Annotated in this window: 20 protein-coding genes; 10 read left to right on the forward strand and 10 right to left on the reverse strand. The window is 70.1% G+C overall.

Annotation, left to right across the window (positions count from 1 at the left end):
* The 6 genes from solA to VQ03_RS19930 all read left to right on the forward strand — a co-directional run.
* Positions 1-999: N-methyl-L-tryptophan oxidase (gene solA, locus VQ03_RS19905; protein WP_048452642.1), on the forward strand; the 999-nt coding region annotated here is incomplete at its 5' end.
* Between the two features lie 89 nt (positions 1,000-1,088).
* Positions 1,089-2,006 carry an SDR family NAD(P)-dependent oxidoreductase gene (locus VQ03_RS19910; RefSeq protein WP_083468111.1) on the forward strand — a complete coding sequence of 306 codons (918 nt, stop codon included), beginning with the start codon at positions 1,089-1,091 and terminating at the stop codon, positions 2,004-2,006.
* 258 nt (positions 2,007-2,264) lie between these two features.
* Entirely contained in the window at positions 2,265-3,740 is a 1,476-nt protein-coding gene (zwf, locus tag VQ03_RS19915) for a glucose-6-phosphate dehydrogenase (protein ID WP_048452643.1), read from the forward strand.
* Positions 3,741-3,962: 222 nt separating this feature from the next.
* Positions 3,963-4,628: an invasion associated locus B family protein gene (locus VQ03_RS19920; RefSeq protein ID WP_048452644.1), complete on the forward strand. Its 666-nt coding sequence runs from the start codon at positions 3,963-3,965 to the stop codon at positions 4,626-4,628.
* Between the two features lie 42 nt (positions 4,629-4,670).
* Complete coding sequence (locus VQ03_RS19925) at positions 4,671-4,877, forward strand: hypothetical protein (protein ID WP_048452645.1); 207 nt, start codon at positions 4,671-4,673, stop codon at positions 4,875-4,877.
* A 284-nt stretch (positions 4,878-5,161) separates the two neighbouring features.
* Positions 5,162-6,439, forward strand: coding sequence for an MFS transporter (locus tag VQ03_RS19930; protein ID WP_048452646.1), 1,278 nt, complete (start codon positions 5,162-5,164; stop codon positions 6,437-6,439).
* Between the two features lies 1 nt (position 6,440).
* Here the strand turns inward: VQ03_RS19930 and VQ03_RS19935 are convergent, their stop codons facing one another.
* Both VQ03_RS19935 and VQ03_RS19945 read right to left on the reverse strand, forming a co-directional pair.
* Positions 6,441-7,211: a ComF family protein gene (locus VQ03_RS19935; protein WP_048452647.1), complete on the reverse strand. Its 771-nt coding sequence runs from the start codon at positions 7,209-7,211 to the stop codon at positions 6,441-6,443.
* Between the two features lie 447 nt (positions 7,212-7,658).
* On the reverse strand, positions 7,659-8,426 hold the full coding sequence (locus VQ03_RS19945) for a restriction endonuclease (protein WP_048452649.1): 768 nt from the start codon (positions 8,424-8,426) through the stop codon (positions 7,659-7,661).
* Positions 8,427-8,722: 296 nt separating this feature from the next.
* Between VQ03_RS19945 and VQ03_RS19950 the strand changes: the two genes are divergently transcribed.
* Positions 8,723-9,517, forward strand: coding sequence for a DUF1194 domain-containing protein (locus tag VQ03_RS19950; protein ID WP_048452650.1), 795 nt, complete (start codon positions 8,723-8,725; stop codon positions 9,515-9,517).
* A gap of 50 nt (positions 9,518-9,567) precedes the next feature.
* On the opposite strand, the gene VQ03_RS19955 is transcribed toward VQ03_RS19950, so the two are convergent.
* Together VQ03_RS19955 and VQ03_RS19960 are read right to left on the reverse strand one after the other, a co-directional pair.
* Positions 9,568-10,026, reverse strand: a complete 459-nt coding sequence (locus tag VQ03_RS19955; RefSeq protein ID WP_048452651.1) for a Ros/MucR family transcriptional regulator — start codon at positions 10,024-10,026, stop codon at positions 9,568-9,570.
* Between the two features lie 665 nt (positions 10,027-10,691).
* On the reverse strand, positions 10,692-11,732 hold the full coding sequence (locus tag VQ03_RS19960) for an adenylate/guanylate cyclase domain-containing protein (protein WP_157064177.1): 1,041 nt from the start codon (positions 11,730-11,732) through the stop codon (positions 10,692-10,694).
* Between the two features lie 303 nt (positions 11,733-12,035).
* Between VQ03_RS19960 and VQ03_RS19965 the strand changes: the two genes are divergently transcribed.
* Positions 12,036-12,269 carry a hypothetical protein gene (locus VQ03_RS19965; protein ID WP_048452652.1) on the forward strand — a complete coding sequence of 78 codons (234 nt, stop codon included), beginning with the start codon at positions 12,036-12,038 and terminating at the stop codon, positions 12,267-12,269.
* Between the two features lie 192 nt (positions 12,270-12,461).
* Here the strand turns inward: VQ03_RS19965 and lanM are convergent, their stop codons facing one another.
* Together lanM and VQ03_RS19975 are read right to left on the reverse strand one after the other, a co-directional pair.
* Positions 12,462-12,869, reverse strand: a complete 408-nt coding sequence (gene lanM / locus VQ03_RS19970; RefSeq protein WP_048452653.1) for a lanmodulin LanM — start codon at positions 12,867-12,869, stop codon at positions 12,462-12,464.
* Between the two features lie 123 nt (positions 12,870-12,992).
* Positions 12,993-14,315 (reverse strand): hemolysin family protein, encoded by a 1,323-nt coding sequence (locus VQ03_RS19975; RefSeq protein ID WP_048452654.1) that lies wholly within the window; start codon positions 14,313-14,315, stop codon positions 12,993-12,995.
* A gap of 350 nt (positions 14,316-14,665) precedes the next feature.
* Here VQ03_RS19975 and purH point away from each other — a divergent pair, with 350 nt between their 5' ends.
* Positions 14,666-16,267 carry a bifunctional phosphoribosylaminoimidazolecarboxamide formyltransferase/IMP cyclohydrolase gene (gene purH / locus VQ03_RS19980; protein WP_048452655.1) on the forward strand — a complete coding sequence of 534 codons (1,602 nt, stop codon included), beginning with the start codon at positions 14,666-14,668 and terminating at the stop codon, positions 16,265-16,267.
* Positions 16,268-16,383: 116 nt separating this feature from the next.
* The gene (locus VQ03_RS19985; RefSeq protein ID WP_048452656.1) at positions 16,384-17,667 is read left to right on the forward strand and encodes a DUF3422 family protein; all 1,284 of its coding nucleotides are present in this window, start codon (positions 16,384-16,386) and stop codon (positions 17,665-17,667) included.
* Between the two features lie 174 nt (positions 17,668-17,841).
* Here the strand turns inward: VQ03_RS19985 and VQ03_RS19990 are convergent, their stop codons facing one another.
* The 4 genes from VQ03_RS19990 to VQ03_RS20005 form a co-directional block, all read right to left on the reverse strand.
* Positions 17,842-19,533, reverse strand: coding sequence for a cation acetate symporter (locus VQ03_RS19990; RefSeq protein ID WP_048452657.1), 1,692 nt, complete (start codon positions 19,531-19,533; stop codon positions 17,842-17,844).
* Positions 19,530-19,838: a DUF485 domain-containing protein gene (locus tag VQ03_RS19995; RefSeq protein ID WP_048452658.1), complete on the reverse strand. Its 309-nt coding sequence runs from the start codon at positions 19,836-19,838 to the stop codon at positions 19,530-19,532. Before VQ03_RS19995 ends, VQ03_RS19990 begins: the two co-directional genes overlap by 4 nt.
* Positions 19,839-20,144: 306 nt before the next feature.
* A complete protein-coding gene (acs, locus tag VQ03_RS20000) occupies positions 20,145-22,094 on the reverse strand; it encodes an acetate--CoA ligase (RefSeq protein ID WP_048452659.1) in 1,950 nt (649 codons plus the stop codon).
* Between the two features lie 148 nt (positions 22,095-22,242).
* Positions 22,243-22,503 carry a hypothetical protein gene (locus tag VQ03_RS20005; protein ID WP_048452660.1) on the reverse strand — a complete coding sequence of 87 codons (261 nt, stop codon included), beginning with the start codon at positions 22,501-22,503 and terminating at the stop codon, positions 22,243-22,245.
* Positions 22,504-22,875 lie beyond the last annotated feature (372 nt).

Raw genomic sequence — 22,875 nt, forward strand, 5'->3', positions numbered from 1 at the left:
CGCGTCATCCGCCTCGCCTATTTCGAGGACCCGTCCTACGTGCCGCTGCTGCGGCGGGCCTACGAGAACTGGCGCGAGGCGGAGACGCGCTTCGGCGAGCAGCTGCTCCACGTCACCGGCTCGATCGATGCCGGCCCGGACGACAGCCGGGTGGTGCAGGGAGCGCTCACCGCCTGCGAGCTCCACGACCTGCCGCACGAGCTGCTCGACGCGGCGGCGCTGAACGCCCGTTTCCCCGGCTACCTCCTGCCCGCCGGGCACGCGGCCGTGCTGCAGCGGGAGGGCGGCTTCGTCGCCTCCGAGCGCGCGATCGTCGCCCATGTCGCCCTGGCCCAGGCCGAGGGCGCCGACATCCGGGCCCGCGAGCGCGTCCTGTCCTGGGAGCCGGCCGGCGACGGCGTGCGCGTCCGCACCGAGCGCAGCACCTACGAGGCCGGCCGCCTCGTCCTCGCGGCCGGGGCCTGGATGCAGGATCTCGTCCCGGCGCTGGCCGGCCGCGCCGTGCCGGAGCGTCAGGTGCTCGGCTGGTTCCAGCCCCGCGATCCGGCCGCCTACACGCCCGCGACGTTCCCGGTCTTCAACGCCCTGTTCGAGGAAGGGCACTTCTACGGCTTCCCGGCCTGGGGACAGCCCGGCTTCAAGCTCGGGCGCTACCATCACCTCAACGAGACCGGTCCTGCCGAGACCATCGACCGCGAGGTCCATGCCCGCGACGAGGCCGCCCTGCGCATCGCCCTCTCCCGTTACTTCCCGAAGGCGGACGGGCCGACCATGGCCCTGCGCTCCTGCCTGTTCACCAACACGCCCGACGAGCACTTCGTCCTGGACACCCTGCCCGGCCTGCCACAGGTCGTGGTCGCATCGCCCTGCTCGGGCCACGGCTACAAGTTCTGCAGCGTGATCGGCGAGATCCTGGCCGACCTGGCGACCGACGGGGAGACGCGGTTCGGGATCGGGCTGCACCGGATCGGGCGGCTGACGGAGATGCAGGGCGCCTGACGATTTTTTGCGCCGCCGCGTGTGGCGTTTCCCGCGCGAGGGCCTACCTGCCGGCCTGACACCCAGCCCAGTCTCAGGCGGAGCTCACCATGACTCACCACCCCGCACTCGCGAAGGGCCGCGTCGCGGTCGTCACCGGCGCGGCGAGCGGCATCGGCCTCGCGGCCGCCACCGCCTTCGCGCGGGCCGGGATGCGGGTGGTGCTGGCCGACCTGCCCGGCGAAGCCCTCGAACAGGCCGGCCGCACGGTCGCGGCGGCAGCTGCCGGCGGCGCGGCGGAGGTGCGCGCCGTGCCGACCGACGTGGCGAAGCCGGAGGCGCTGGAGGCCCTGCGCCGGGAGGCCGAGGCTCTGGGGCCCGTCTCGCTGCTGATGGCCAATGCCGGGATCGAGGCCGGCGGCCGCTTCTTCTCCGACGCCGCGACCTGGCACCGCATCATCGACACCAACCTGTGGGGCGTCGTCAACGCCGTCCAGGCCTTCGTGCCGGGGATGATCGAGGCCAGGCAGCCCGGCGCGGTGATCGTCACCGGCTCGAAGCAGGGCATCACCACGCCGCCCGGCAACACGCCCTACAACGTCAGCAAGGCGGGCGTGAAGGTGACCACCGAGGCCCTGGCGCACGAGCTGCGCGAGGCACGGTCGCCCGTCACCGCCCACCTGCTGATCCCGGGCTTCGTCTATACCGGCCTCACCCGGGCCCGCGGCGCCACCGAGAAGCCGGCCGGCGCCTGGACGCCGGAGGAGACGGTGGACTTCCTGCTCGAGAAAATGGCCTCCGGCGACTTCTACATCCTCTGCCCGGACAACGAGACCACCCGGGAGATGGACGAGAAGCGGATGCGCTGGTCCGCCGACGACGTGATCCGCAACCGCCCGGCCCTGTCGCGCTGGCACCCCGACCACAAGGCTGCCTTCGCGGCCCACATGGAGGCGCCGCCGGAGGGCGGGGGCCGAGGGGCGGATGAGGGCGTCAAGGAGGCTTCGGCTACGCCGGCCTCGTTCTGAGCGCTTGTCTCTCTCGGAGGCAGGCGCCACAGGTGTACTTGTCTTCCCGCTCGCAACCTCGTCCTGAGGTGCGGGCGATCGAAGATCGCCGAGCCTCGACAGAGGGCTCCAGATAGCCCTGAGATTCTGGCGTCCTCCTTCGAGGTTCCCTTACGGTCGCACCTCAGGATGAGGTCGCGGGTCGGACAATCCGCGAAACGCACAGCCTGGCCGAACCCTTGCAGGGGCGGCTGGAACCAGCGGGAGACCTGTCACCCGATGCATAAGATCATCCCCGTCGCCCCCTTCGATGCCGTCGTGTTCGGCGCCACCGGCGACCTGACGATGCGCAAACTGCTGCCGGCGCTCTACTACCGCTTCCGCGACCGGCAGATCCCGGAGGAGAGCCGCATCGTCGCGGCCGCGCGCACCCATATCGGCACCGGCGAGTACCGGGATCTCGCCGCCGCGGCGCTGGAGCGCCACGTGCCGGCCGCCGACCGCGATCCCGACACGGTGACGCGCTTCCTCGACCATCTCCGCTACGTGGCGGTGGACGGGGCGGGCGACGCAGGCTGGGACGACCTGGCGAACCTGCTCGCCGAGCATCCGGACCACGTGCGGCCCTACTACCTCGCCACCTCGCCGAGCCTCTACGGCGCGATCTGCCGCAACCTCAGCGCCCACGGGCTGATCGGCGAGCGCTCCCGCGTCGTGCTGGAGAAGCCGATCGGCCACGATCTCGCCTCGGCCCGGGCCATCAACGATCAGGTCGGCAAGGTCTTTCCCGAGAGCCAGATCTTCCGCATCGACCACTATCTCGGCAAGGAGACGGTGCAGAACCTGCTGGCCCTGCGCTTCGCCAACACGATCTTCGAGCGGCTGTGGAACGCCGACGTGATCGACCACGTGCAGATCACCGTGGCGGAAACGGTGGGGGTCGAGGGACGCGGCGGTTATTACGACACGTCGGGGGCGCTGCGCGACATGCTGCAGAACCACATGCTGCAGCTCCTCTGCCTACTCGGCATGGAGAGCCCGCTCTCCCTCGATGCCGACGCGGTCCGCGACGAGAAGCTGAAGGTGCTGCGGGCCCTGAAGCCGATCCCGGCCCACGAGGTGCCACTGCGCACCGTGCGCGGCCAGTATGTCGCCGGCGCGATCAACGGCCAGCCGGTGCCGGGTTACGTCGCCGACCTCGCCGAGGACCGCACGAGCCTCACCGAGACCTTCGTGGCCCTGAAGCTCGAGCTGATGACCCCGCGCTGGGCCGGGGTGCCGTTCTACCTGCGCACCGGCAAGCGGCTGCCGCAGAAGGTCTCCGAGATCGTGGTGCAGTTCCGCTCCTCGCCGTTCAGCATCTTCTCGGACGAGTTCGCCCGCGAGCCGAACCGCCTGGTGATCCGGCTGCAGCCGCAGGAGGGCATCAAGCTCGAGGTGATGACCAAGGAGCCGGGCCCCGGCGGCATGCGCCTGCGCGCCACCGGCCTCGACATCTCGTTCGAGGAGACCTTCAACCAGCGCTACCCGGACGCCTACGAGCGCCTGCTGATGGACGTGGTGCGCGGCAACGCCACCCTGTTCATGCGCCGCGACGAGGTGGAGGCCGCCTGGGCCTGGGCCGACACCCTGCTCAACGCCTGGGCCGACCGCCCGGAGCCGCCGCGCCCCTATCCGTCCGGCACCTGGGGCCCGACCGCCGCCATCGCGCTGATCGAGCGCGACGGGCGCACATGGCATGAAGACCTCGGCTGACGCCGATGCGGCACGAGGATATCGGCCGGCACCGATCGGGGCTTGGGGGAGACCGACTGACGCGAGGGCGTTTGATTGGAATAAATCCAAGCTCTTTCAAGGGCATGACGGCGGGATCGAACCCGCCGCGGCTTCCCTTCCGGCGCGCCTCGCTCTAGAGGGGGCCGCGAGAGTGAAGGCCCGCGCGGCGCCCCGGCGCGCGCGGGCGCCGAGGATTGCATCATGTCGCCCTGCCGCCCGTCCCTTGCCAGCCTCCTGGTCCTCGCGCTGCTCGCCGCTTCACCGGCGCGCGCCCAGGATGAGCCCGCCGGTGAAGCCCCGGCGGCCGAGGCTGCTCCGGCCCATAAGCCCGCGCCGAAGCCCCGTCGCCCGGCGCCGAAGCCCGCGCCCGCTCCGAAGGCCGAGGCGGCGCCCGCCGCGGTGGTCGCCCCGACGGGCGCCTGGCCCAACGGCGCGAGCGCGGTGAGCGAGGTCTACGGCGACTGGACCGTCAGCTGCACCCGGGAGAACGACACGCGCCAGTGCCAGCTGTCGCAGGCACAAGGCGTGGCCCAGACCGGGCAGCGCCGCTTCAGCATCGAGATGAACGCCCCCCAGGACGGCCGCAGCAACGGCCTCATGCTGATGCCGCTCGGCCTGTCGATCGAGCCCGGCGTGACCTTCAAGCTCGACGACGCGACCCTCGGCAAGGGGGCGCCCTATACCTCGTGCGTCCAGGCCGGCTGCGTGGTGCCGATCAGCTTCCCGACCGTCGCCACCGACGCGATGAAGACCGCCGTGAACCTGCGCGTCACCGGCACCAAGCCCAACGGCGAGACCGAGACCATCACGGTGCCGCTCGCCGGATTCGCCGCCGCCCTCGCCCGGATGTCACAGCTTTTGAGCTGATGCCTTCACGGCCAGGTCAGGGTTCGCGGGCATGCTCCCGACATGAGCATCGACACCGCCTCCCTCGCCGCCAGCGCCCTGACCCAGCAGAGCGCCGCCTTCAGCCAGCAGGTCGCGACCCTCGCGGCCCGGCGCCAGATCGACGCCGAGCGCTCGGTCGCCGGCCTCGTGGCCGAAACGGCCAACGCCCCGGCCGCGAACGCCCCGGCGCCGCCCGGACAGGGGCAGCGTCTCGACGTGACGGTCTAGGACCGGGCATCACCGGCGCCCTCCTGCCCGCCGCCGCGTCAAGACTTGCCTGCCTTTGAGGCAGGCGGCGGGACGTACAAGCCCGGCCGTCCTCAGGCGCGGTTGGCACGAGACCTGCTACTCCCCCCGCGGGCTGGCCTCATGGCCCGCGGGGCAAAGACGCCCGAGCCTTGGACACGGATGTCCGACAGACGGGGGATTGGGACCGGGATGGCCCGGCGCCGCGATCCTCACCCTGAAGCGCGTTGAAGACCCCCCGCGGGGGCTGTGCGTGAGGCTCCGACATGGCCAATTTCAAGACCGTCATGAAGTCGGGTCATCCCCCGACCCTGTTCGCTGCGTTCCTGTACTTCGATTTCTGCTTCGCGATCTGGGTGCTCAACGGCGCCATGGGTCCGTTCATCACCGAGACCTACAAGCTGACGCCGGCCCAGACCGGCTTCATGATCTCGCTGCCGATCCTCGCCGGCGCGATCATGCGCTTCCCCCTCGGCGTGCTCGCCCAGTATATCGGGCGCAAGAACGCCGCGGTCACCGAGATGTCGCTGATCATCCTGGCGATGGCCTACGGCTTCTTCCTGGTTCATTCCTTCGGCGACGTGCTCGCCATGGGCGTGCTGCTCGGCATCGCCGGCGCCTCCTTCGGCGTGGCGCTCTCCCTCGGCTCGGGCTGGTTCCCGCCGGAGCACAAGGGCTTGGCGATGGGCATCGCCGGCGCCGGCAATTCGGGCACCGTGCTCGCCGTGCTGTTCGCGCCGCCGCTCGCCCAGGCCTATGGCTGGCAGGCGGTCTACGGCTTCGCCGGGGTGTTCATGCTCATCCCGCTCGCGGTGATGATCGTCTTCGCCAAGGAGCCGCCGGACCGTGAGCACCAGAGCTTCAAGCAGCACGTCTCCTGCCTGTTCGAGAAGGACGGTTGGGCTTTCAACCTGATCTACGTCATTACCTTCGGGGGCTTCATCGGCCTGTCGAACTTCCTGCCGACGTTCTTCTACGAGCAGTTCGCCGTCACCAAGATCGAGGCCGGGCGCCTGACCATGCTCGCCGCGCTGATGGGCTCCGGCATCCGCATCCTCGGCGGCTACTTCGCCGACCGGATCGGCGGCATCCTGGTGCTGACCGTCGTGCTGCTCGCCGCCGTCGGCTCGTTCCTGATGCTCACCGCGGCGCCGACGCTGTTCGTCACCACCCTGCTGTTCATGTTCTGCTTCGCGGCGCTCGGCGCTGGGAACGGCGCCCTGTTCCAGCTCGTGCCCCTGCGCTGGCCGACCAACACCGCGGTGGCGGGCTCGATGATCGGCGAGGTCGGGGCGCTCGGCGGCGCCATCCTGCCCAACGCCATGGGCCTGTCGAAGCAGTATACCGGCGGCTTCGCGGCGGGCTTCCTGTTCTACGCCGCCTTCACGGCAATCGTGCTCGGCTGCCTCGCCCTGTGGTCGCGCAAATGGGTCGGCGCCTGGGTCGGGCCCCGCGGCAAGGTCCTGGCCGAGGTCGCGGCACCGGCCGCCCAGCCGGAGGGCGCCCGGCAGGAGGGCGGCCTCGGCGGCGTGCAGCGCGCCTGACCTACAGGCTGTCGCGCCCGTCGCTCACCACGCGGGCGAAGACCAGCACGTCGACGGCCGCCGCCCCGCCGCGCAAGAGCGCCCGGGCGGCGGCGTTCGCCGTGGCGCCCGTGGTCAGCACGTCGTCGACGAGGAGCACCCGCTTGCCCTGGAGCCGCGGCCGCACCGCCTCCGGCACCCGGAAGGCGCCCTGCAGGTTCTCGGCCCGGGCGGCGCGGCTCAGGCCGACCTGCTGGCGGGTCCGCCGCACCCGCGCCAGCAGCTCGGGCGCCACCGGGACGCCGCTGCCCCGCGCGGCCATCCGGGCCAGCAGGGCGGCCTGGTTGAAGCGCCGCCACCACAGCCGCCAGCGCCAGAGCGGCACCGGCACCGCCACGTCGGCCTCCGCCAGAAGCTCGGCGCCCGCCCGGGCCATCATCGCCCCGAGCGCCCCGGCGAGGTCGAGGCGGTCCTCGTATTTCAGCCGCTGCACCAGCCGCCGCGCCGTGGCGTCGTAGCGCGCCACCGCCCGGGCGCGGCCATAGACCGGCGGGTCGGCGAGCGCGGCCGGCGAGAGCAGGCCCGGCGCCCCGAGATCGACCGAGAACGGGGTTCCGAGCCGCTCGCAATAGGGCCGCTCGATGAAGCGCATCTCGCTCCAGCAGCCGGCGCAGAGGGCGTGCGGCACGGCCGTCGCGACCCCGCAGGCGATGCAGCTCGGCGGATAGACCAGCCCGACGACGCCGCGCAGCGCGAGGCCGGGCAGGGCGGCAAGGCGGTGCCAACCCGTCACGGCCGCCGCGCGCCGTCCGCGCCGGCCCCCAGGATTGCCGCTTCAAGCGGCATCGAACGGCGATGGGTCATGGGCGCGGACCGCCTGCACGAAGGTCTGCCGCGGGAAGCGCCATGCCTGCCCATTCTCCGGGCGGAGGCATTGCATTGAGGCGGCAAACAAAGCAGGATCAAGCATAACAAGACTAAAGTGGAGGAGACACCCATGGCGACGCTCCTAACGCCGTTTCAAACCGGGACGCGCTCTCGCGCGATACACGGTACGGCAGGCCTCGATGAGCGAGACGTCACGGTGGAGCGTCGCGACTCCAGGCCTGCGGCAGAGTCGATCGAAGCACAGCGCGAACGCGCCCAGCGGGAATTCAAGCAGATCTGGAACATCTGCGCCTTGCGGCATTAGCCGATCGCACACGGCACCGGGCCGTCGACGCTCACGGGACGCGCCGGCTCAGCGCGGCCGTCCCGCCGGCCGCGTCCCGAGGGCGGCGAGCGCGTCGTGGTGCAGCAGCAGCACGTCGGTCGCCGCCGCCAGCTTGCGGGCCGCCGGCGTGAAGCCGGCATTCGAGACCACCGCGGCGCAATCCGCGCTCCAGTAGCTGCGGGCCGCCACCACCTCCTGCACCGCGCCGTTGCCCACCGGCTTCGCGTAGCGCTTGCACTGCAGGACCAGCCGCATCCCGTCCCGCTCGGCCACCACGTCGGCGCCCTGGTCGCCCGCGGCCTTCGTGGTGCGCGCCTCCCAGCCGGCCCGCTCGAGAAGGGCGGCACAGTAGCGCTCGTAGGCGAGCCCGTCCTCCGGCAGGTCCTCGGCCTCGTCCGGCGCCGCGACGCTCAAGGATGCCGCCTCGACGATGTCCAGGATCTCGTCCCAGTGCGCCTCGATCAGGTCGCCGTAGCCCTCCGCCTCCAGCCGCGGCAGCACCGTGCGCTCGGCGAAGTAGCTGCGCTCGCGCAGCCATCCGTCGAGGATCTCGTTGCCGTAGGGATCGATGTAGCTTTCCTGCCGGCGGCGCAGGGCCAGGGTCTCGCGATGCCGGCGGGCGAGCGACCTGACCCGCCGGCGGAAACGGCCGCCGCGCCCGAGCCGATGCACCACCAGCGCCAGCGCCACCAGGCCCGCGGCCACGAGCGCCTTGGGCCCGAACCACAGGCTCGCCGCACCCCCGGCCACGATGGGCCAGAACAGGCGGTCGGCGAGACTGGAGGTACGGGGCATCGGCAACACTCTCGGGCAAGACACTCGAGCAAGATTCTCGAGGACGATTCTCGCGCCGCGCGGGGCGGTCGGACGGTCCGGACTCTCGCGGCCCCGCCTTGCCCCTCACCTAAGGCGTCCCCGTTATCCACAGCAGAACGCGTCGCGCGTTCCCGCGACCGGCGCCGGCCGGGGAGGCTCGGCCTCACGCGAGCGTGTCGAGGCAACGCCTTCGTGGCGCTTGCGTTCGGGCCGCCGGGCATCCGATCCTGGCCCTTCGCCGGGACCTGCTCGGGCCGGCCCAGGGGAGTCCCCGGATGAGATCACGCTTCGTCGCGCTTCTCGCCTGCCTGCTCGTCGCCGGGACGTCCGGGCCTCCCGTCAGGGCCGGGGGCGAACCGGTCGAGGTCGATGTCGCCCTGGTGCTCGCCGTCGACGTCTCCCTGTCGATGACCGGCGACGAGCAGGCCGTGCAGCGGGAGGGCTACGTCGAAGCGTTCCGCAACCCGGCGGTCCATCAGGCGATCCGCCAGGGCATGGTCGGGCGCATCGCCGTGACCTATGTCGAGTGGGCGGGCGTGGGCAACCAGCGGGTCGTGGTCCCCTGGACGGTGATCGCCGGGCCCGAGGAAGCGACCGGCTTCGCCGACAAGCTGGGCCAGAGCCCGCCCCGGCGCTCCACCTGGACCTCGATCGCCAGCGCCATCGACTTCTCCGCCGGCCTCCTCGCGGGCAGCGGCTTCGAGGCGACGCGCCGGGTGATCGACGTCTCGGGCGACGGCCCGAACAACCAGGGCCGCGCCGTGACCCGGGCGCGGGACGACGCCGTCCGCCAGGGCATCGTCATCAACGGCCTGCCGCTGATGATCCGCGAGCCCAGCGGTCCCTGGGACATCAAGGACCTGGATCTCTATTACCGCGACTGCGTCATCGGCGGCAGCGGCAGCTTCATGGTGCCGGTGCGCGAGCGCGACCAGTTCGCCGCGGCGATCCGCACCAAGATCATCCGCGAGGTGGCGGGCCGCGAGACCGGCCCGCTGCTGCAGCGGGCGCAAGGCGAGCCCCGGGCCAACTGCCTCATCGGCGAACGCCCCAATCCGGACTGGGATTAGGGCGCTCCGCTCTTTCTACTTCAGGCTGTATTGTCTGGCGCCGTGCCGGATCACCCCTCGACCGACCGGCCGCGCCCGTTCCCCTCGTCGCCGCGCTGTGATTTGCGCCGCTGCTGCCCGAGTCCCATCGTCTTCGCCAGTTCAGACCGCGCCGCCGCATAGTTTGGCGCCACCATCGGATAATCGGGAGACAGGTTCCAACGCGCCCGATAATCTTCGGGAGACAGGCCATAGCGCGTGCGCAGGTGGCGCTTGAGCGACTTGAACTTCTTGCCGTCCTCGAGGCAGACGAGGTAATCCGGCATGATCGACTTCTTGATCGGCACCGCCGGGGTGAGCGGCTCCACCGCCTCGGCCGTCGCGCCGTGGCCGAGGCCGTTCAGGGCGGAATGGACCGCCGCGATCAGGCCCGGCAATTCACCGACCGGCACCGAATTGTTGCTCACGAAAGCCGCCACGATATCCGCGGCGAGCCCGATATGGTCCGTCGAGGCCTCACTCTCACTCATCACGTCGGCCCTCTGCTCAGGGTAGATCCGCAAGGCGCTTAGACGTTCCACCCTCAGGACTCCGATGCCGCAGGGCCGGTCTGTCTTTGCTTCCAACTGCAACTATGATGGCAGCGCCGGAACTGCAAGAGGGAAAAATAACCATCGTTGGCGCTCGGTCAATCGCCGGCCGAAATTCTTGTTGAAGATGGTTGTGAAAGTGGTTGTCCTGACTTCACCGTTGGCGGGTGGCGCTCCAACTCAACCGGCCGCAGGGCACCGGCGTTATCCTCTTTGGCTCATGGTCGCTGGACGGACACAGCACCTTTCGGACGAGAGAAAGAACATATATCGTCCATAGGCGACCATCGGCAGCAGGTCGCGGCCGGGCGGCAGCAACCGTGAGATGGTACGGGGACCGCTACTGGTTAGCAGCGCATAAAATTCTTCGCAATTCCATCACGCACCAAATGATGGAAGGCATCTCGCCATCTTCGTCCGGCCACCGCCGCGGTACATGGCCCGTGGATCAGGCTACGATCAGCACAGGGAGCCGTCGTGTGGGGACCATCGACAAGACGACGGCGTCGATCGGCGGGAATGCCGCCGATGACCAGGATGGGATGAGGCCCCTGTTCTAAAGCAGTCGCGCTCGGTGCCGCACGGTATCGGGTCCCGGGCCGCGCTCAGGCGGCGGCGCGGCCGGCGCGCGGGGCGTATTCCAGGGCTGCGACCGCCAGAACCTGGTCGCGTCCGCGCACCGCGTGCTCGCCCAAGGGCCGCGCCCGCACGCCGTCGGGGAGGCGGGGCAGCTTGGCCAGGAGGTCGCCGGAGATCAGCACCGGCGCGTCCAGGGTCCGGCACAGGGCTTCGAGCCGGGCGGTGACGTTCACCGCATCGCCGAAATACGCGATCTTGTGCCGGTCGACCCCGACCTCGGCGGTGACCACCGGCCCCCCGTGCAGGGCGGCGCGGATGCGCGGCACCGCACCGAAACGCTCCTTCCAGGCCGCGGCGTCCCGCGTCAGGCTCTCCTGGATCGCCAGCACGCAGGCGACGCAGCGCGCGCCCTGGAGGCCGCGGGCCATCGGCCAGGTGATCATCGCCATGTCGCCGATGAAGTCGTCGGTCGAGCCCTGGCAGCGCCGCACCGGCTCGGCGAGGGTCGCGAAGACCGCGCCGAGAAAGGCCTGGGTCTTCAGGGCGCCGTGCGTCTCCGCATAGGCGGTGGAGCCGACGACGTCGACGAACAGGAAGATGCGCTCCTCCTCCACCGGCCGGTGATAGCGCCCGACCATCAGGTTGACGAAGACCTCGGCACCGATGAGGTCGCGCATCCGCACCACGAAGACGAGGAGCGCCGAGACCGCCAGCGCGTAGACCAGCACCCGCAGGGAGGGCACCACCGCCTCGGCGAAGGGATCGGGGCTCATGCCCGTGCCCCACACCACGACCCCGCCGACGGCGTGGCCGAGCGTGATCATGCCCACATAGGCGAGTTCGGCGATCGGCACGTAGAGGAAGGTCGGCAGGCGGCGCAGGCGAGCCTGCAGCCGCGGCAGCAAGGTGCCGCGCTCCATCAGCAGCGCGCAGGCGCCGATGAAGAAGCCGTGGATCGCCGCCACCAGCGGAATGCCGTTCTGGAACAGCGCGTCGTAGAGCAGGCCCGCCCCGGCGCTGAGCAGCAGGATGCCGATCCAGAACCAGGCGTGCTGCGGGATCGGCAGCCCGGCCTTGCGCCAGAATTCGGCGAGGCGCGCCGGAAAGCCGGCTTGCGCCGCCTCTCTCGATGAGCTGCGGTCGACGGGGCCGGCTGCGGGCACGGTGGCGATCTCCTGAAGCCGGCGTGGCCTGGCCCGGCCCGCGGCATAGCAGCAGTTCAACCGCGATTCACGCCGTTTTGAGGGCATCGGCGCGCCCGAGATGCCCGGGGAGTCGAAACGCTGCGCGTGACTTGCGGAAAGCTGCGGAACCGTCGGCTTGACTATGGCGTTTGCAGCACGATTCAACGCTCAAGCCTGGAGACCGGCATGTCCTTCCGCCTCGCCACTCTCGCGACCCTCGCCGCCCTCGTCACGGTTCCGGCCCTCGCCGAGGACGTGACGGTGATCCGGCGCGACTCGGCCCCGGTCGAGCGCAACACCGTGATCGAGAAGCGCTCGGTCGAGTCGACCGGCTCGGTCGGCGGCTGCGAGACCAAGACCGTCAAGAAGACCAACGAGTTCGGCGACAGCAAGACGGTGCGCAGCGAGCGCTGCGACTGATACCGCGGCGCCTTCGAACGGATTCGTTCCAAGGTGCCGGCTAAGCCCGAACGGGTCTGCGCCGCAGGCGCCAGGCGCTGAAGCGCAGAACGCCTTCGCATCGACACGTCGATGCGAAGGCGCAATGGCATGAGCTGACGCAGGGAATTCCAAGGCACGGGGCGGCCCGCCGGGCTGCCCCGGTTCTGCGCGTTACTTCAGCAGACGGGCCAGGGCCTTGCCGGCCGGGGTCCGCAGCTCCTTGGCGTCGATGGTGCCGTCATTGTCCGGATCGGCGGCCTTGAAGCGGGCCTCGACCAGGGCGAGATATTCGTTCTTGTCGATGGTCCCGTCGTTGTCGGGGTCGGCCTGCTTCAGCTCGTTGCGGCTGACGCGGCCCTTCAGCTCCTTGGCGTCGAGGGTGCCGTCGGCGTCCTTCTCGAGCTTGTCGAACACGGCGCCGGCCACGGCCTTGGTCTCGGCGAGGTCGATGGTGCCATCCGAATCGGTGTCGACGGCGGCGATGGTGCGGTCACCCGCCGGCTTGGCCTCGGCCGTGACGGGCAGGGCAAGGGGCGCGGCCAGGAGGGCGGCGAGGAGAAGGATCCGGGACTGGCTCATGGGGGATGCTCCATTGCAGAGATCGGCCGCCCGTTCGTTCTGGGGGCGGCCCGGGATAATCTGGCAATCGGATACCTAACCGTACGGCGAAGGTTTGCAACCCCGATTCACGCTGGGGAAGGTTCAGGCCTCCACCTTTTCGGCCAGGACCTTGTCGACCCGACGCCCGTCCATGTCGACGACCTCGAAGCGCCAGCCGCCGCGCTCGAACCCGTCGCCGGCGGCGGGGATGCGCCCGAGCTGGAAGATCACGAAGCCGGCCAGCGTCGAGAAGTCGTCGGTGTCGGGCCGCTCGGTGAAGCCGAGACGCTCGAAGGCGTCGACGGCCGGCATCATGCCGTCGATGAGCAGCGAGCCGTCCTGACGCTCGACCACCATCGGCTCCTCGTCGTCGGTCTCCGGGATGTCGCCGGCGATCGCCTCGAGGAGGTCGGTCTGGGTGACGATGCCCTCCAGGCTGCCGTACTCGTCGACGACGATCGCCATCCGGACGGGCTTGGCCTTGAAGGTTTCGAGCACCCGCAGGATCGGCATGCCCTCGTGCACGACGATCGGCTCGCGGATGATCGCGTCGAGGTTGATCGGCGCCCCGTCGAGGAGCTGGTTGAGCACGTCCTGCTTGCGGAGCACGCCGATGATCTCGTGGATCTCGCCCCGGCTCGCCACCAGCTGCTCGTGGCGGCAGGCCCGGATCGTCTCCAGCACCGCCTCGCGCGGATCGTCGACGTCGATCCAGTCGACCTCGTGGCGCGGCGTCATGATGTCCCGCACCCGCCGTTCGCCGATGCCGAAGATGCGCTGCACCGCCTCCTGCTGCGCCTCCTGGATCAGGCCGGCCTCCTGGCTGGCCGCCACGAGGAGCGACAGCTCGGCGGTGGAGTGCAGCGAGCCCTCGCCCGAGCCCGGCTGGAGGCCGCACAGGCGCAGCACGCCGTTGCCGAGCCCGTTGAGGAACGAGATCGCCGGGCGGAAGACCAGCAGGAACAGCCGCAGGGGCCGCACGATGGCGAGCGCCGTGCGCTCGCTGCGCTGCAAGGCCAGGCTCTTCGGCGCCAGCTCGCCCAGCACGATGTGCAGCGAGGTGATGACCACGAAGGAGAGGATCACCGCGACGGCGTGGGCGCCGAACGTGCTGACGCCCTGCGGCAGGAAGGCCAGCAGCGGCTCGATCAGATGGGCGAGGGCCGGCTCGCCGACCCAGCCGAGGGCCAGGGACGAGATGGTGATGCCGAGCTGCGTCGCCGCGAGGTGCGAATCCAGGCTGTCGACCGCCCGTTGCAGGGCGCCCGCATTGGCTCGCTTCTCGGCCACGAGCTCCTGAACCCGGCTGCGCCGGACCGCCACGAGGGCGAACTCGGCCGCGACGAAGAACCCGTTCGCGAAGACCAGGAACACGATGGCGAACAGGCCGAGGCCCGTTCCCCAGGGACTGTCGGAGAAAATCACCGCCTCCCGTGGCGCGACCGGCCGCTCCCGGGGTGGGAAGCGGCCGGCCCCCTCATAGCAAGTCTGCCCCCCGGAGCCTATCCGTCAGAACGCGACAGGCCGCGCTCGTCCACGGCCGATGCCGCCACGTCAGCGCATCCCGCGTACGTCCCGCCATGCCGACGCCGCCGCGGCGAGCGATGACGGCCATCGGAATTGTCATCCGGTCCTCGGATGACGGACGCTTCACACCGTTTCGCGGCGCAACATCTGGCCTCGACCAGCGGTTTCTGCTAGGCGCGCCCGAAATTCCTGTGCCGGCTCGGAATCTGTCCTGTGCCGTGCCCATGTTCGAAAGACCCGGTGTCATCATGGCGAGCGACCTGTCCCGCATCTCCCGCGCGCTCCTCTCCGTCTCGGACAAGACCGGGCTGGTGGAGTTCGCTCGCGCTCTGGCCGCCCGCGGCGTGACCCTGGTCTCGACCGGCGGCACGCACCGGGCCCTGACCGAGGCGGGGCTGACCGTCACGGAAGTCTCCGACCTCACCGGCTTCCCGGAGATGATGGACGGGCGGGTCAAGACCCTGCATCCGGGCGTGCATGGCGGGTTGCTCGCCATCCGCGACAACCCGGAGCACCAAGCCGCCATGCTGGCCCACGGCATCGCGGCGATCGATCTCCTCGTCGTCAACCTCTATCCCTTCGAGGCGACGCTGGCGGCGGGCAAGCCCGCTTCCGAGTGCATCGAGAACATCGACATCGGCGGCCCGGCGATGATTCGCGCCGCGGCCAAGAACCACAAGGACGTCGCGGTCGTGGTCGACGTGGCGGATTACGGCGCGGTGCTCGCCGATCTCGACGCCCATGACGGCGCGGTCACCTCCACGACCCGCCGGCGCCTCGCCCAGAAGGCCTATGCCCGCACCGCCTCCTACGACGCCGCCATCTCGACCTGGCTCGCCGGCGAGATCGGCGCGGCGCCGGAAGGCCAGACCTTCCGCGCGCTCGGCGGGACCCTCGCCCAGGGCCTGCGCTACGGCGAGAACCCGCACATGAAGGCCGCGTTCTACCGCACCGCCGGCGCCCCGCGCCCGGGCGTCGCCACCGCGCGCCAGCTCCAGGGCAAGGAGCTGTCCTACAACAACATCAACGACACCGACGCCGCCTACGAGGCGGTGAGCGAGTTCGACCCGGCCCGGACAGCCGCGGTGGTCATCGTCAAGCACGCCAATCCGTGCGGCGTCGCCGAGGGCGCGAGCCTCGTCGAGGCCTACGAGCGGGCCCTGCTCTGCGACCCCGTCTCGGCCTTCGGCGGCATCGTCGCGCTCAACCGCACCCTCGACGCCGAGGCGGCGCGGAAGATCGTCGAGATCTTCACCGAAGTGATCATCGCGCCCGACGCCACCGAGGAGGCGGCCGCGATCGTCGCCGCCAAGAAGAACCTGCGCCTCCTTACCACCGGCGGCGTCGCCGATCCCCGCAAGCCGGGCCAGGTCTGGCGCACGGTCGCCGGCGGCTTCCTGGTGCAGGACCGCGACAACGCCGTCGTCGACGACATGCCGCTCAAGGTCGTGACCAAGCGGGCGCCGACCGAGGCCGAGCTGTCGGACCTGCGCTTCGCCTTCCGGGTCGCCAAGCACGTGAAGTCGAACGCCATCGTGTACGCCAAGGACGGCGCCACGGTCGGCATCGGCGCCGGGCAGATGTCGCGGGTCGATTCCTCGCGCATCGCCGCCTGGAAGGCGGCGGAAGCCGCCAAGGCCGCCGGCCTGCCGGAGAGCCTCGCCCGCGGCGCGGTGGTGGCCTCCGACGCGTTCTTCCCCTTCGCCGACGGCCTCCTGGCGGCTGCCGAGGCGGGCGCCACGGCGGTGATCCAGCCCGGCGGCTCGATGCGCGACGACGATGTGATCCGCGCCGCCGACGAGGCCGGCCTCGCCATGGTCCTCACCGGCCACCGCCACTTCCGGCACTGAGGAAACGTAGCCGGCCCATTGACCGACGGGCCGGCCTCGGCCAACCGGCCCGTTGACCGACGGGCCGGCCTCGGCCAAGCCTCGCCCTGGCGCGACGACAGGCGGGGCTTCGAAAGATGCGGCTGGACGAACACCCCCTGCGGGCGCGGGTGCTGGCGGAAGTCCATGCCCGGCCCTTCACCCCGGTCAAGACGCCCCGCCGCTTCCTGCACTACGCCTTCCTGACCGACGGCGATGCCGCCGCGGCGGACCGGGACGCGCTGGAGGCCTATTGCACCGGCCTCGGCCATGCGGGGCCGGCACCGGGGGCCAAGCAGCACCGGGTGGTGTTCTCCGGCGCCATCCTGCGCTGGGAGAGCCACAGCGAGTTCACCACCTATACCTGGGAATACGGCGACTCGCTGGCCCAGGCGTTCCAGCCCCAGCCCGACGCGCTGGAGGGCGCGATGGGGGAGGTGGCGCAGCCCGGCCCGCTCCTCGTCGCGGTCGACCTGCACCTCCTGCCGGCGGTGGAGGGTGGGATGCCGCCCGAGATCGTCTCGACCTTCAACGCCGCCTCGCTGGCCATGGCGGAGGCCGAGGGCGGGGCGGCGGTGATCGCCACGGACTTCCAGCCCGATCCGCACGGCTATGTCCGCATCGTCGTCGCCGACCGGCGGCTCAGCCGCCTCGGCGCCGGCGCCCTGGTGCAGCGCCTCCTGGAGATCGAGACCTACCGCACGCTCGCGCTCCTCGGCTTGCCGGAGGCGCAGAGTCTCGGTCCCACGATCCGGCGGATCGAGACCGAGTTGCCGGCCCTGATGGAAGCGATGCGCACCAGCGAGGGCTTTGCCGAGAACCACGCCCTCCTCGACCAGCTGATCGCGCTCGCGGCCGAGCTGGAGGCCGGGTCGTCGCGCACGATGTTCCGCTTCGGCGCGACCCGGGCCTATGACGAATTGGTGCGCCTGCGCCTCGCGGCGGCGGCCGAGCACGCGCTGCCCGGCCAGACCAGCTGGTCGATGTTCCTCGCCCGGCGCTACAACCCGGCGATCCGGACCTGCCTGGTGACCGCCGACCGCCAGGACCTGCTCTCCCGCCGCCTCGCCCGCGCCGCGCAGATGCTGCGCACCCGGGTCGATATCGAGCTGGAGCGCCAGAACCAGGCCCAGCTCCAGGCGATGAACGACCGGGTGCGGCTGCAACTCCGTTTGCAGCAGACGGTCGAGGGCCTCTCGGTCGCAGCGATCACCTACTACGTCGCCAGCCTCGTCCACCACGTGCTGGAGGGCGTCCACCATGCCGGCGTCCCGGTCGATCCGACGGTCGGGACGGCCGTGGCGGTGCCCCTGGTGCTGGTCGGCGTGTGGTGGACGGTGCGGCGGATCCGGCGGATGCATGCCGAGCCGGGCGGGCATTGAGGGGACGGATCGGTTCGCCAATCCCAGCTTGTCTGACGTCCTCCTGGTTGTTCCGGGGCCGCGCATCGGAGCCCGGTATGACGCGGTGGTCGTCAGATGCGGTGAGGGAGCCAAAGGCACTCACCTCACCGCAGGAAAAAGGCGGTGGCCCTATCGGCCGCCGCCCTTCCATCATCAATGCGCGTGCGCGCCGGACGCCCCGATGCCGGTCTCGGAGCGCACGTACTGCGCCTCGAAGGCGGCCCGTTCGCGCTTGGCCCGGGCGCTGCTGTCCATCCTCGAGACGAGCCAGATCCCCAGGAAGGCGATCGGCATCGAGAACAGGGCCGGGTTGTCGTAGGGAAAGAGCGCCGCCGGGTGGCCGAAGGTGGTGACCCAGACCGCCTTCGACAGCACCACCATGACGACCGCGGTGACGAGGCCGATCAGGCCGCCGACGAGGGCGCCGAGGGTGGTGGTGCCCTTCCACAGGATCGACATCGCGAGGACCGGGAAGTTGCAGCTCGCCGCGACCGAGAAGGCGAGGCCGACCATGAAGGCGACGTTCTGGTTCTCGAACACGTAGCCGAGATAGATCGCCACGAGGCCGATCACCACGGCGGAAGCCTTGGACAGGTTGACCTCGGTGCGCTCCGTGGTGCGCCCGCGGGCGAAGACCTGGGCGTAGAGGTCGTGGCTCACCGCCGAGGCGCCCGCCAGCGTCAGGCCGGCCACCACCGCCAGGATCGTCGCGAAGGCGACCGCCGAGATGAAGCCGAGGAAGTACGGGCCGGCCACGGCGTTGGCGAGGTTCACCGCCACCATGTTGGTCGAGCCGTTCATGCCCGTGATCTTGTTGTAGGTGCCGTCAGCCGCGACCGTGAAGTAGCTCGGATCCGACATCAGCAGGGCGATGCCGCCGAAGCCGATGATGAAGGTCAGGATGTAGAAATAACCGATCAGGCCGGTGGCGTAGAACACGGACTTGCGGGCGGCTTGCGCGTCCGACACGGTGAAGAAGCGCATCAGGATATGCGGCAGGCCGGCAGTGCCGAACATCAGGCCGATGCCGAGGGAGATGGTGTCGATCGGGTTCGACACCGGGCTCCTGGGGTTGCCGCTCGGGCCCATGATGGCGTCGCCGTTGGGGTGGACGCTGGTGGCGGCCGCGAACAGCTTCTCGGGGCTGAAGCCGTACTTGTAGAGGACGGCGCCGGCCATGAAGGTCGCGCCGAACAGCAGCAGGCAGGCCTTGATCACCTGGACCCAGGTCGTCGCCTTCATGCCGCCGAAGGCGACGTAGACGATCATCAGGAGGCCGACGATGATCACGGCGTAGAGGTAGGGCAGGCCGAACAGGAGCTGGATCAGCTTGCCGGCACCGACCATCTGGGCGATCAGGTAGAACGCGACCACCACCAGGGTGCCGGTCGCCGACAGGATGCGGATCCGGGTCTGGTCGAGGCGGAAGCTCGCCACGTCGGCGAAGGTGAACTTGCCGAGGTTGCGCAGGCGCTCGGCGATCAGGAACAGCACGATCGGCCAGCCGACCAGGAAGCCTGTCGAGTAGATCAGCCCGTCGAAGCCGAAGCTGTAGACCATGCCGGAAATGCCGAGGAACGACGCCGCCGACATGTAGTCGCCGGCGATGGCAAGCGCGTTGGTCCCGGCCGAGATGCCGCCGCCGGCGGCGTAGAAGTCGGCGGCCGACTTCGAGCCCTTGGCCGCCCGGTAGGTGATGCCCAGGGTGAAGATCACGAAGAACAGGAACATGCCGATGGCCGGCCAGTTCGTGGCCTGCTGCTGCACGGCGCCGAGATCGGGGCCCGCGGCGAGGGCGGCCGCCGGAGACAGAAGCGCGAGGGCTCCGAGGATGAGGCGGTTCATCGGGCGAGGTCCCGGTTCAGGTCGCGGGTGAGGTCGTCGAAGCGGCCGTTGGCGCGCAGGACGTAGATCCCGGTGAGCAGGAAGGCGGACAGGATCACTCCGACGCCGAGCACCAGGCCGAGGGAAGCGGTGCCGCCGAAGACCTTCGTCGACATCAGGCCGTGTGCGAAGGCGATGAGCAGGATGAAGACGAGGTAGATCGCCAGCATCAGGCCGGACAGGATCCAGGCGAAGCGGGTGCGCTCATGCACCAATTCGCGAAATTTCGGGCTCGCCAGAACCCGTGCGGTGTCTGCCTCTGCCATCGGCGGGCCTCCCTATGTTACGCTTCTGTGACCGGGCACGGCTCCGCCGCGCGCAGGGTTCCGCGCGGGACGATGAGGCCGGTGCTCCGATCTGTCGATGTACCTGCTTGCGGCAGGCTGAGCTTGCGCCGACTGCGCTTGCTGCGGCGCAATAATCCGGATGACCTGAAATGACGGCAATTGCCAGCGCAAAGAGACTGGCAAGGCTCTCAATGCGACGAAGGTCTGAGAAGCGCGGCAATAAAAATCGGGATGAAAGGCCGGGGCCCGTGCGTGGGCCCCGGCGTCGCGATCAGGCCGTCACGATCATTTGGTGCGGTTCTGCCGGTTCTCGATCAGGTCGTCGACCACCGCCGGCTCGGCCAGCGTCGAGGTGTCGCCGAGCGCGGAGAACTCGTCCTCGGCGATCTTGCGCAGGATGCGGCGCATGATCTTCCCCGAGCGGGTCTTGGGCAGCCCGGGGGCGAACTGGATCAGGTCGGGCGAGGCGATCGGCCCGATATCCTTGCGCACCCAGGCGACCAGCTCCTTGCGAAGCGCATCGGAGGGCTCCTCGCCCTGCATCAGGGTGACGTAGGCGTAGATGCCCTGGCCCTTGATGTCGTGGGGATAGCCCACCACCGCGGCCTCGGAGACCTTCGGATGCGCGACGAGCGAGGACTCGACTTCCGCCGTGCCCATCCGGTGGCCCGAGACGTTGATGACGTCGTCGACCCGGCCGGTGATCCAGTAATACCCGTCGGCGTCGCGCCGGCAGCCGTCGCCCGAGAAGTAGCGGCCCGGGAAGGTCGAGAAGTAGGTCTGGACGAAGCGCTCGTGGTCGCCCCACACCGTGCGCATCTGGCCGGGCCAGGATTCGTCGATGCAGAGATTGCCCTCGCAAGGACCCTCCAGGACCTGGTTGTCGCCGTCCACGATCACCGGCTTGACGCCGAAGAACGGCCGGGTCGCCGAGCCGGGCTTGAGCGGGGTGGCGCCGGGAAGCGGGGTGATCAGGATGCCGCCGGTCTCGGTCTGCCACCAGGTATCGACGATCGGGCAGCGCTCGTCGCCGACGACCCGGTAGTACCATTCCCAGGCCTCGGGGTTGATCGGCTCTCCGACCGAGCCGAGCACCCGCAAGGAGGCGCGCGAGGTCTTCCTCACCGGCTCCTCGCCGGCGCCCATCAGCGAGCGGATCGCCGTCGGCGCGGTGTAGAAGATGTTGACCTTGTGCTTGTCGACCACCTCCCAGAACCGGGAGATCGACGGATAGGTCGGGATGCCCTCGAACATCAGGGTCGTGGCGCCGTTCGCCAGCGGCCCGTACAGGATGTAGGAATGCCCGGTGACCCAGCCGACATCGGCGGTGCACCAGTAGATGTCGCCCTCGTGGTAGTCGAAGACGTATTGGTGCGTCATCGACGCGTAGACGAGGTAGCCGCCGGTGGTGTGGACCACGCCCTTCGGCTGCCCGGTCGAGCCCGAGGTGTAGAGCAGGAACAGCGGGTGCTCGGCTTCGACATGGGTGACCGGGCACTCGTCGGTGACCTGGGCGGCGGCGGCATCGTAATAGACGTCGCGGACCGGATCCATCTCGACCGCGCCGCCGGTGCGGCGCACCACGATCACGTGGTCGACGCTGTCGGCGGGCAGGCGCTGGATCGCCGCGTCGACATTGGCCTTCAGCGGCACCTTGCGGCCGCCGCGCAGGCCCTCGTCGGCGGTGATGATCAGCTTCGAGTCGCAGCCCTGGATGCGGCCGGCGAGCGAATCCGGCGAGAAGCCGCCGAACACCACCGAGTGGATCGCGCCGAGCCGGGCGCAGGCCAGCATGGCGAAGGCGGCCTCGGGGATCATCGGCAGGTAGATGGTGACGCGGTCCCCCTTGGAGACGCCCCGGTTGCGCAGGACGTTGGCCATCCGGCACACCTCCGCGTGCAGCTCGCGGTAGGTGATGTGGCGCGATTCCGACGGGTCGTCGCCCTCCCAGATGATCGCCACCTGGTCGCCACGGGTGCCGAGGTGACGGTCGATGCAATTGTAGGCCGCGTTGGTGACGCCGTCGGAGAACCACTTGATCGAGACGTCGCCGGGGCCGAACGTCGTCTCCTTCACCTTGGCGTAGGGCGTGAACCAGTCGATCCGCTTGCCGTGCTCGCGCCAGAACGCCTCGGGATCGCGGATCGAGGCCTCGTACCAGGCCTGATACTTGGCCTCGTCGATATGCGCCCGTGCGCGCGCATCCTGGCTGACCTCGACGACCCGCTGGTTCATGGCGCTCCTCCCTCTGTGCCTTGCCCGGTCCGGACGGGCTAGTTTCAGCCGGTTTAGTCATCGGCTCGCCGCGCCCGCAACCGCTCATTCCGTCTAATGCAGAGCGGATGAATGCGCTCGCGCCGACGTAACGGCTACGGCGGCCCGGCTACTCGATGCAGCCGGTGCAGATGCCGGTATCGATCTTCCGCTGTATCGCGCGGTCGCGCTCGCGCAATTCCGGGGTCAGGCCGGCATCGGGGCCGAGTGCCGCGCCCGGCGGCTTGGTCTGGCCGACGCCGGTGGTCTCGCGCGGGGTGATGGAGCCGGTGACGCCCGGATCGCGCGCCGGTGGCTCGGTCTGCGCGAGGAGCGGGCCTGGAGCGAGGGCAACCGCCAGGAGGGCGGCGATGAGATGCGCATGACGCACGTGAGCCTCCTTCGATGGTCCGAAGCACCCGGAGACGGTCTCCAAGTTTCGCCAAGGACAACGTGAGGGCATCGCCCTGGGTTCGCGGTCAGTGCGTGCGTTCGAACACTCTGTCATCAAGCTCTGACGCCCAACCCTCCCCCGACGGAACTCGGGCTTGCCCGAGTTCCGCATCCCTGTGCCCAAGTCGGGCAAGCCCGACTGGGAACGGGGGGGGGGCCCTGCTGACGCAGGGCCGGGAGAGGGGCAGCGCGACGCTGAACCAGAGGGCGCCCGTCAGAACGGTTCAGTCCGATCCGGAAGCGGCGTCCCCTCTCCCGGCCCGCTCCGCAGGCCACCCTCCCCCGCAGAGGGGGAGGGTTCATGCTCTCG

Source organism: Methylobacterium tarhaniae (genome assembly GCF_001043955.1).
Lineage (GTDB): Bacteria > Pseudomonadota > Alphaproteobacteria > Rhizobiales > Beijerinckiaceae > Methylobacterium > Methylobacterium tarhaniae.

Bases quoted from the DNA above. Each gene is read 5' to 3' on its own strand.
- VQ03_RS19910 (WP_083468111.1), top strand. From the start codon at position 1,089: ATGACTCACCACCCCGCACTCGCGAAGGGCCGCGTCGCGGTCGTCACC.
- zwf (WP_048452643.1), top strand. From the start codon at position 2,265: ATGCATAAGATCATCCCCGTCGCCCCCTTCGATGCCGTCGTGTTCGGC.
- VQ03_RS19920 (WP_048452644.1), top strand. From the start codon at position 3,963: ATGTCGCCCTGCCGCCCGTCCCTTGCCAGCCTCCTGGTCCTCGCGCTG.
- VQ03_RS19925 (WP_048452645.1), top strand. From the start codon at position 4,671: ATGAGCATCGACACCGCCTCCCTCGCCGCCAGCGCCCTGACCCAGCAG.
- VQ03_RS19930 (WP_048452646.1), top strand. From the start codon at position 5,162: ATGGCCAATTTCAAGACCGTCATGAAGTCGGGTCATCCCCCGACCCTG.
- VQ03_RS19945 (WP_048452649.1), bottom strand. From the start codon at position 8,426: ATGCCCCGTACCTCCAGTCTCGCCGACCGCCTGTTCTGGCCCATCGTG.
- VQ03_RS19950 (WP_048452650.1), top strand. From the start codon at position 8,723: ATGAGATCACGCTTCGTCGCGCTTCTCGCCTGCCTGCTCGTCGCCGGG.
- VQ03_RS19955 (WP_048452651.1), bottom strand. From the start codon at position 10,026: ATGAGTGAGAGTGAGGCCTCGACGGACCATATCGGGCTCGCCGCGGAT.
- VQ03_RS19965 (WP_048452652.1), top strand. From the start codon at position 12,036: ATGTCCTTCCGCCTCGCCACTCTCGCGACCCTCGCCGCCCTCGTCACG.
- lanM (WP_048452653.1), bottom strand. From the start codon at position 12,869: ATGAGCCAGTCCCGGATCCTTCTCCTCGCCGCCCTCCTGGCCGCGCCC.
- purH (WP_048452655.1), top strand. From the start codon at position 14,666: ATGGCGAGCGACCTGTCCCGCATCTCCCGCGCGCTCCTCTCCGTCTCG.
- VQ03_RS19985 (WP_048452656.1), top strand. From the start codon at position 16,384: ATGCGGCTGGACGAACACCCCCTGCGGGCGCGGGTGCTGGCGGAAGTC.
- VQ03_RS19990 (WP_048452657.1), bottom strand. From the start codon at position 19,533: ATGAACCGCCTCATCCTCGGAGCCCTCGCGCTTCTGTCTCCGGCGGCC.
- VQ03_RS19995 (WP_048452658.1), bottom strand. From the start codon at position 19,838: ATGGCAGAGGCAGACACCGCACGGGTTCTGGCGAGCCCGAAATTTCGC.
- acs (WP_048452659.1), bottom strand. From the start codon at position 22,094: ATGAACCAGCGGGTCGTCGAGGTCAGCCAGGATGCGCGCGCACGGGCG.